The sequence below is a fragment of the Candidatus Rokuibacteriota bacterium genome (assembly GCA_016188005.1).
Classification (GTDB): Bacteria; Methylomirabilota; Methylomirabilia; order Rokubacteriales; family CSP1-6; genus UBA12499.
Map to the genome: position 1 here is coordinate 24,009 of JACPIQ010000101.1, position 6,954 is coordinate 30,962.

General features: G+C 72.6%; 5 protein-coding genes. All 5 read left to right on the top strand.

The window, feature by feature from the left end; genetic code table 11:
* Positions 1–213 precede the first annotated feature (213 nt).
* On the top strand, positions 214–2,694 hold the full coding sequence (locus HYV93_20055; protein ID MBI2528259.1) for a xanthine dehydrogenase family protein molybdopterin-binding subunit: 2,481 nt from the start codon (positions 214–216) through the stop codon (positions 2,692–2,694).
* Positions 2,691–3,557 (top strand): xanthine dehydrogenase family protein subunit M, encoded by an 867-nt coding sequence (locus HYV93_20060; GenBank protein ID MBI2528260.1) that lies wholly within the window; start codon positions 2,691–2,693, stop codon positions 3,555–3,557. The genes HYV93_20055 and HYV93_20060 overlap by 4 nt, the downstream gene beginning before the upstream one ends.
* Entirely contained in the window at positions 3,550–4,047 is a 498-nt protein-coding gene (locus tag HYV93_20065) for a (2Fe-2S)-binding protein (protein MBI2528261.1), read from the top strand. The genes HYV93_20060 and HYV93_20065 overlap by 8 nt, the downstream gene beginning before the upstream one ends.
* A gap of 32 nt (positions 4,048–4,079) precedes the next feature.
* Positions 4,080–6,437: a xanthine dehydrogenase family protein gene (locus HYV93_20070; GenBank protein ID MBI2528262.1), complete on the top strand. Its 2,358-nt coding sequence runs from the start codon at positions 4,080–4,082 to the stop codon at positions 6,435–6,437.
* On the top strand, positions 6,434–6,954 hold a 521-nt coding region (locus HYV93_20075), incomplete at its 3' end, for an SDR family NAD(P)-dependent oxidoreductase (protein ID MBI2528263.1). The genes HYV93_20070 and HYV93_20075, both read left to right, overlap by 4 nt.

Genomic DNA, 6,954 nt, shown 5'->3' on the forward strand with positions numbered 1-6,954 from the left:
CTTCCAGCAGGCGATGTTCACGGCGCCCCGCGCGTCTTCCACGTCCCCGCCTCGAGTGCCCTCCGTGGCCGCGGGGCTGCGCTACCGTTCGATGTCGAGCCCCATACGCCCCACCTGGGCGACGGCCCGCTGGACCCAACTTCCGAAACGGCTGACAGCGCGAACGTTGCCTTGACACGCGCGCGGCCCGTTGACTAGAATGCGGCGCCTCCCATGAGCGAGCAGGGCTGGATCGGCCAGTCGGTCAAGCGGGTCGAGGACTACCGGCTTCTCACCGGGCGCGGCGCCTACATCGATGACCACCCGCCCGTCGCCAACCTCTGGCATGCCGCCATCGTCCGCTCGCCGCATGCGCATGCGCGGATCCTCGGCTACGACCTCTCCGCCGCCCTCGCGATGGACGGCGTCATCGGCGCCATCACGGGCGCCGACGTCCTCAGGCACTCGAAGCCCTTCGCCGTGGGCGTCACGGCGCCCGTCCAGTACTTCTGCACGGCGACCGACAAGGCGCGCTTCGTCGGCGAGCCCGTGGCCGTCGTGGTGGCCCGCGACCGCTACGTCGCCGAGGACGCCGCGGATCGGGTGCAGGTGCGCTACGAGCCGCTGCCGGCGGTCGTGGACCCGGAGCGCGCCCTCGAGCCCGACGCACCCGTGCTCCACGAGGCGGTCGGCTCGAACCTGGCGAACCACCGCCACCTCGTCTACGGCGATCCGGACCAGGCCTTCCGCGACGCCGACGTCGTCATCAAGGAGCGCTTCACCTTCCCGAAGTACGGCTCGACGCCGATCGAGACGTACGGCGTCGTCGCCCGGTGGGACACGCTCGACGACGTCTGCACCGTGTGGTCGAACTTCATGGGGCCGTTCATCATGCACCCGCTCACGGCGCGGGTGCTGGGGCTGCCCGAGAACCGGCTCCGCTTCATCGTCCCGCCGGACATCGGCGGGAGCTTCGGCATCAAGTCGCTGATCTATCCGTACATCGCGCTGATCGCACTGGCCTCCAAGCTGACGGGCGTCGCCGTGAAGTGGATCGAGGATCGCCGTGAGCACCTCCTGGCCTCCTCGACCGGCACCGACCGCGTGGCCTACCGCGAGCTGGCGGCGAAGCGCGACGGGACCATCCTCGGCATGCGCTTCCGCTGGTTCGACAATGTCGGCGGGTACGTCCGCAGCCCGGAGCCGGGCTGCAGCTTCCGTCCGACGGGCAACTTCGTCGGCCCCTACGCGTTCCAGCACCTCGAGGTCGACGCCTCGACGGTGATGACGAACAAGTGCCTCACGGGGCCGAACCGCGGCTACGCCTGTGGCCACCTCTACTTCGAGACCGAGGGCATGATGGACCGCCTCGCCGACACGCTCCAGATCGATCCCGTCGAGGTGCGGCGGAAGAACCTGATTCCGGCGTCGGCCATGCCGTACCGCACCCCGACGGGCGGTCTCTACGACAGCGGCGACTACCCGAAGGCCTTCGACAAGGCGCTCGAGCTCGCGAAGTACGACGAGCTCCGGCGCGAGCAGGCGCGAGCGCGCGCGGCCGGGCGCTACTTCGGCATCGGCCTGGCGCTCGCGGTGGACCCCTCGGTCTCCAACATGGGCTACGTCGCGACCGCGCTCGACCCGCAGTTCCGCGCCAAGCCCGAGTACCTGCCGAAGTCGGGAGGCGTGGACGCGGCGACGGTGAAGGTGGACCCGCTCGGCCGCGTCATCGCGATCCTCGGGACGACGCCCCAGGGCCAGGGGCACCAGACGGTCGTCTCCCAGATCGTCGCCGATGAGCTGGGCTCCCGCCCCGAGGACGTCACCGTGGTGGACGAGATGGACACCTTCACCCGCGTGTGGTCCATCTCCTCCGGCACCTACGCGAGCCGCTTCGGCTCCGTGGGGACGACCGCCGTCGCCCTCGCCGCCCGCAAGCTGAAGGCGAAGCTCGTCGCGTACGCGGCCCACCTCATGGACATGCCCGCCGCGGAGCTCGAGTTCCGCGACGGCGCGGTGCGGCCGAAGACCGGCACCGGCCCGTCCTACTCGGTCAAGGACCTCGCCGGCCGCGCCCACTGGAACACGGAATCGCTCCCGGAGGGGATGGAGCCCGGGCTGCAGGCCACGGCCGTGTTCGGCTTCACGGTGGCGAAGGCGGTGGATGCCCAGGACCGCGTGAACTCCTCCTGCACCTACGGCTTCATCGCCGAGGTGATGGCGGTGGAGGTGGACCCGGAGACGGCGGCGATCAAGATCCTCCGATACGCCACGGTGCACGACGCCGGCACCATCATCAACCCGATGATCGCCGAGGGCCAGATCTACGGCGGCGCCCTTCACGGGCTCGGCGGCGCGCTCTACGAGGAGCTCGCGTACGACGAGGACGGCCAGCTCCTCACGGGGACCTTCATGGACTATCTCGTGCCCACGGCCAGCGAGGCGCCCACCATCGAGATCGCCCACGTCATCTCGCCCTCCCCGCTCACGCTCCTGGGCTCCAAGGGACTGGGCGAGTCCTCGTCCATGACCGTGCCCGCCGTGATCGCCGGAGCCGTGAGCGACGCGCTGGCGCCGCTCGGGCTCAGGATCACCGACCTGCCGATGGCGCCCTCAAAGCTGTGGAGGGCGATCGAGCGGGCAGGGCGCAGCCACACCGCGCCTGCAGCAGGCCACCCAGGGCCGAAGCCGGCCCAGCGTCCCCCGCGACCATGAAGCCGCCGAAATTCGACTACCACGCGCCGGCGGCCATCGAGCAAGCGATCGAGCTGCTCGGCCGCTACGGGGGCGACGCGAAGGTGCTGGCGGGCGGCCAGAGCCTCATGCCGCTCCTCAACTTCCGGCTGAGCCGCCCGGCGGCGCTCGTGGATCTGAACCGGATCCCATCGCTCGCCTACATCAGGGAGCAGGCCGGACAGGTCCGGTTCGGCGCGATGACGCGCCAGCGCGCCATCGAGTTCTCGCCGGTGGTCCGGGCGCGCGTGCCCCTCCTCGGGGAGGCCACGCGCTGGGTGGGGCACCTGCCGATCCGCACGCGGGGCACGATCGGCGGCTCGATCGCCCACGCCGACCCGTCGGCCGAGTACCCGGCCGTGCTCACCGCGCTCGAGGGCGAGGTGGTCGCGCGCGGTCCCCGCGGCGAGCGCATCGTCAAGGCGCCGGATTTTTTCCAGACCTACCTCACGACGAGCCTCACCCCCGACGAGATCCTGGTCGAGGTGCGGATGCGGGCGATGCCCGCCGGTGCCGGCTACGCGTTCGAGGAGTTCGCGCGGCGCCACGGCGACTTCGCGATCGTCGGGATCGCCGCCGTGGTCGCGAAGGACGGTGCGCGCTGCGCGCTCGCGCGGCTGGTCGCGGCGGGAGCGGGCCCGGTGCCCACCCGCCTGCGCGCGGCCGAGGAGATCCTCGAGCACGAGGGCCTGAGCGACGCCGCCATCGAGGCCGCCTCCCGGCGGGCCGCCGAGGCCGTCAGCCCGGATACCGACATCCACGCCTCAGCCGACTACCGCCGCCACCTCACCGCCGTGCTCACGAAGCGCGCCCTCACGCGCGCGCTGGGAGTCACCCGTGTCTGACCTCGTCACCGTGCGCCTCAGGGTCAACGGCATCGAGCGCGAGGGCCGCTGTGAGCCGCGCAAGCTCCTCGTGGACTTCCTCCGCGAGGATCTGGGTCTCACCGGCACCCACGTCGGCTGCGAGCACGGGATCTGTGGCGCCTGCACGATCGTGCTGAACGGCGAGGCGGCCCGCTCGTGCATCATGCTCGCGGTGCAGGCCGACGGCAGCGAGATCCTGACGGTCGAGGGCCTGATGCAGAACGGCAAGCTCCATCCTCTGCAGGAGGCCTTCCGCGAGCACCACGGGCTCCAGTGCGGCTTCTGCACGCCGGGCATGCTCATGACGGCGCTCGATTTCCTCAAGACGAACCCGTCGCCGACCGAGGCCGAGGTCCGCGAGGGCATCTCCGCCGTCCTCTGCCGCTGCACCGGCTACCAGGGCATCGTCAACGCGGTGCAGGCCGCGGCACGGACGCTCGGCGCCGCCAGGGCGGATCGCGGCACGTGACCGGGCAGGCAGGCGGCGGCAGCGCGCCCGCGGTGAGCGCGCCCGCCGCCCCGAAGCTGGTGGGCGCGCGCGTGCCGCGCGTCGAGGACCCGCGCCTCCTCACGGGACAGGGGCGCTACGTCGACGACCACCGCCCCGCGGGGATGCTCCACGCCGCATTCCTGCGCACGCCGCACGCCCACGCGCGCATCGTCGGCATCGACGCGGAGGCGGCGCTGGCGCTGCCGGGGGTGGCGGCCGTCCTCACGGGCGAGGACATCGCGCGTGAGGTCAAGCCCGTGCGGGCCGGCTCGCGGATGCCCGCCTACAAGGTCACCTCCTTCCCGGCGCTGGCGCAGGGCAAGGTGCGCTACACGGGCGAGGCGGTGGCGATGGTCGCCGCCGAGAGCCGGTACCTGGCCGAGGACGCCCTGGACCGGATCGTCATCGAGTACGAGCCGCTCCCCGCCGTCGCCCTCATGGAGGAGGCGCTCGCGCCCGGCGCGCCCGTGCTCCACGAGGAGGCGGGCGGCAACCTCCTGCTCGCGCGCGAGTTCGCCCGCGGCGACGTCGACGCGGCGCTGGCGGGGGCGCACCTGGTCGTCCGCGAGCGCTTTCGCTTCCACCGGCACACGGCCGTCTGCATGGAGAACCGCGGCGCGCTCGCCGAGTACGCCAGCGCCACCGGCGCCCTGACGCTGCGCTCGTCGGCGCAGTGTCCGGGGCTCGTCCGCGATATCCTCGCCGATCTCCTCGACCTGCCCGAGCACCTGATCCGGGTCGTCGCCGCCGATGTGGGCGGCGGCTTCGGCGCCAAGGCCTCGCTCTACCCGGAGGAGATCGCGGTCTGCGTGATGGCCCGCCGGCTCGGGCGCCCGGTGAAGTGGATCAGCGACCGGCGCGAGGACCTGCTCGCGACCTCCCAGGCCTGGGACGAGATCGTCGAGGCGGAGCTGGGCGTGGCCGCCGACGGCACGATCGTCGGGCTCCGCGCGGAGGTCATGGCCGACGTCGGCGCGTACTCGATCTACCCCTGGACGGCCGGCATCGAGCCCGTCCAGACGATCTCCTTCCTGCCGGGCCCGTACCGGGTCGAGCACTACCGCGGCCGCACCCGCGGGATCGCCACCTGCAAGGCGCCCATGGGGCCGTACCGCGGCGTCGGACGCCCGCCGGCCGTGTTCGTCATGGAGGGCCTCCTCGACCGCGCCGCGCGGCGACTCGGGATGGACCCGACGGAGCTGCGCCTCAAGAACTTCATCCGCGCCGGGGACTTTCCGTACAGGTCGGCGTCCGGTATCGTCTGGGACCAGTCCTCCTTCACCGCGACGATGCTCCGCGCGCGCGAGGCGCTCGGCTGGGAGGCAGCGAGAGCCGAGGCGGCGCGGGCGCGGGCGACCGGGCGCTGGGTGGGCGTGGGCGTCGCCTCCTACGTCGAGCTCACCGGGATCGGCTCCGCGATCCCGGTCTCGCCGGGGATGCTCGTGCCCACAGGCACCGAGGCCGCGACGATCCGCGTGGACCCGTCGGGCACGGTGACCGCAGTCTTCGGCATCGCCTCCCACGGCCAGGGGCTCGAGACCACGCTGGCGCAGGTCGTCGCCGACGAACTGGGCGTGCCGCTCGGGGCCGTGCGCGTCGTCCACGGTGACACGGCGCTCTCGCCCTACGGCACCGGCACCTACGCGAGCCGCAGCACCGTGCTCGCCGGCGGGGCCGGCATGCTGGCCAGCCGGGAGGTGCGCGAGAAGATGCTCCGGATCGCGGCGCACCTGCTCGAGGCCCACCCGGCCGACCTCGTCGTGCAGGACGGCCGCGTGGCCGTGCGCGGCCTGCCCGACCGGCGCGTCACCGTCCGCGACATCGCCCAGGCCGCCTACGGCGGTCGCCGGCAGCTGCCTCAGGGCACGGAACCCGGCCTCGAGGCCACGCGCTTCTACGACCCGTACTACGGCACGGCGTCCAGCGCGACCCACATGGCGGTGGTCGAGGTGGACCGCGAGACGTTCCACGTCCGGATCCTCCGGTACCTCGTCGCCGAGGACTGCGGGCGGATCATCAACCCGCTCGTGGTGGACGGGCAGGTGCACGGGGGCGTGGCGCAGGGAGTGGGCGCCGCGCTCCTCGAGGAGATGGTCTATGACGGCGAGGGGCAGCTCCTCACGGGCACGCTCATGGACTACCTGGTGCCCAGCGCGAGCGAGGTGCCCGCGATGGAGGTGCACCACGTCGAGACCCCCTCGCCGACGACGCTCGGCGGCTTCCGCGGCATGGGCGAGGGCGGGACGATCGGCGCGCCGGCGGTGATCGCCAACGCCGTCACCGACGCGCTCGCGGAGATCGGGATCGAGGTCAACGAGCTGCCGCTCTCGCCGGGGCGGCTCTTTCGCCGAATCGTGGAGGGATCATGAATCTCGGGCTCGCGGGCAAGGTGGCGCTGGTGACGGGGGCGGGGCGGGACATCGGCCGCGAGATCGCGCTCGCGCTCGGGAGGGAAGGGGCGGCGGTGGCCGTCAACTACGCGAAGTCGCGGGACGCTGCCGAGGCCACGGCGGAGGAGATCCGGGCGGCCGGCAGCCGGGCGCTGGCCGTCGAGACCGATATCACCGATCACGGGGCGGTCCGGGGCATGGTCGAGCGCGTGGGTGCCGAGCTGGGCCCGATCGACGTCCTCGTCAACAACGCGGGCATGGTCCGCCGGAAGTTCTTCCTCCAGACCACGCCCGAGGAGTGGCGCGCGCAGATCGACATCGGCCTCTACGGCGTGCTTCACTGCTGTCACGCGGTCGCGCCGGGCATGGTCGAGCGCAAGGGCGGCCGCATCGTCAACATCGCCGGCGACTCGGCGCGCGTCGGCCAGGCGCAGCTCAGCATCACGGCCGCCGCCCGCGGGGGCGTGCTGAGCCTCACCCGCACGCTGGCGCGCGA

Excerpts from the sequence above, each read along its gene's own strand:
- HYV93_20055 (MBI2528259.1), top strand. The coding sequence starts at position 214 with ATGAGCGAGCAGGGCTGGATCGGCCAGTCGGTCAAGCGGGTCGAGGAC.
- HYV93_20060 (MBI2528260.1), top strand. The coding sequence starts at position 2,691 with ATGAAGCCGCCGAAATTCGACTACCACGCGCCGGCGGCCATCGAGCAA.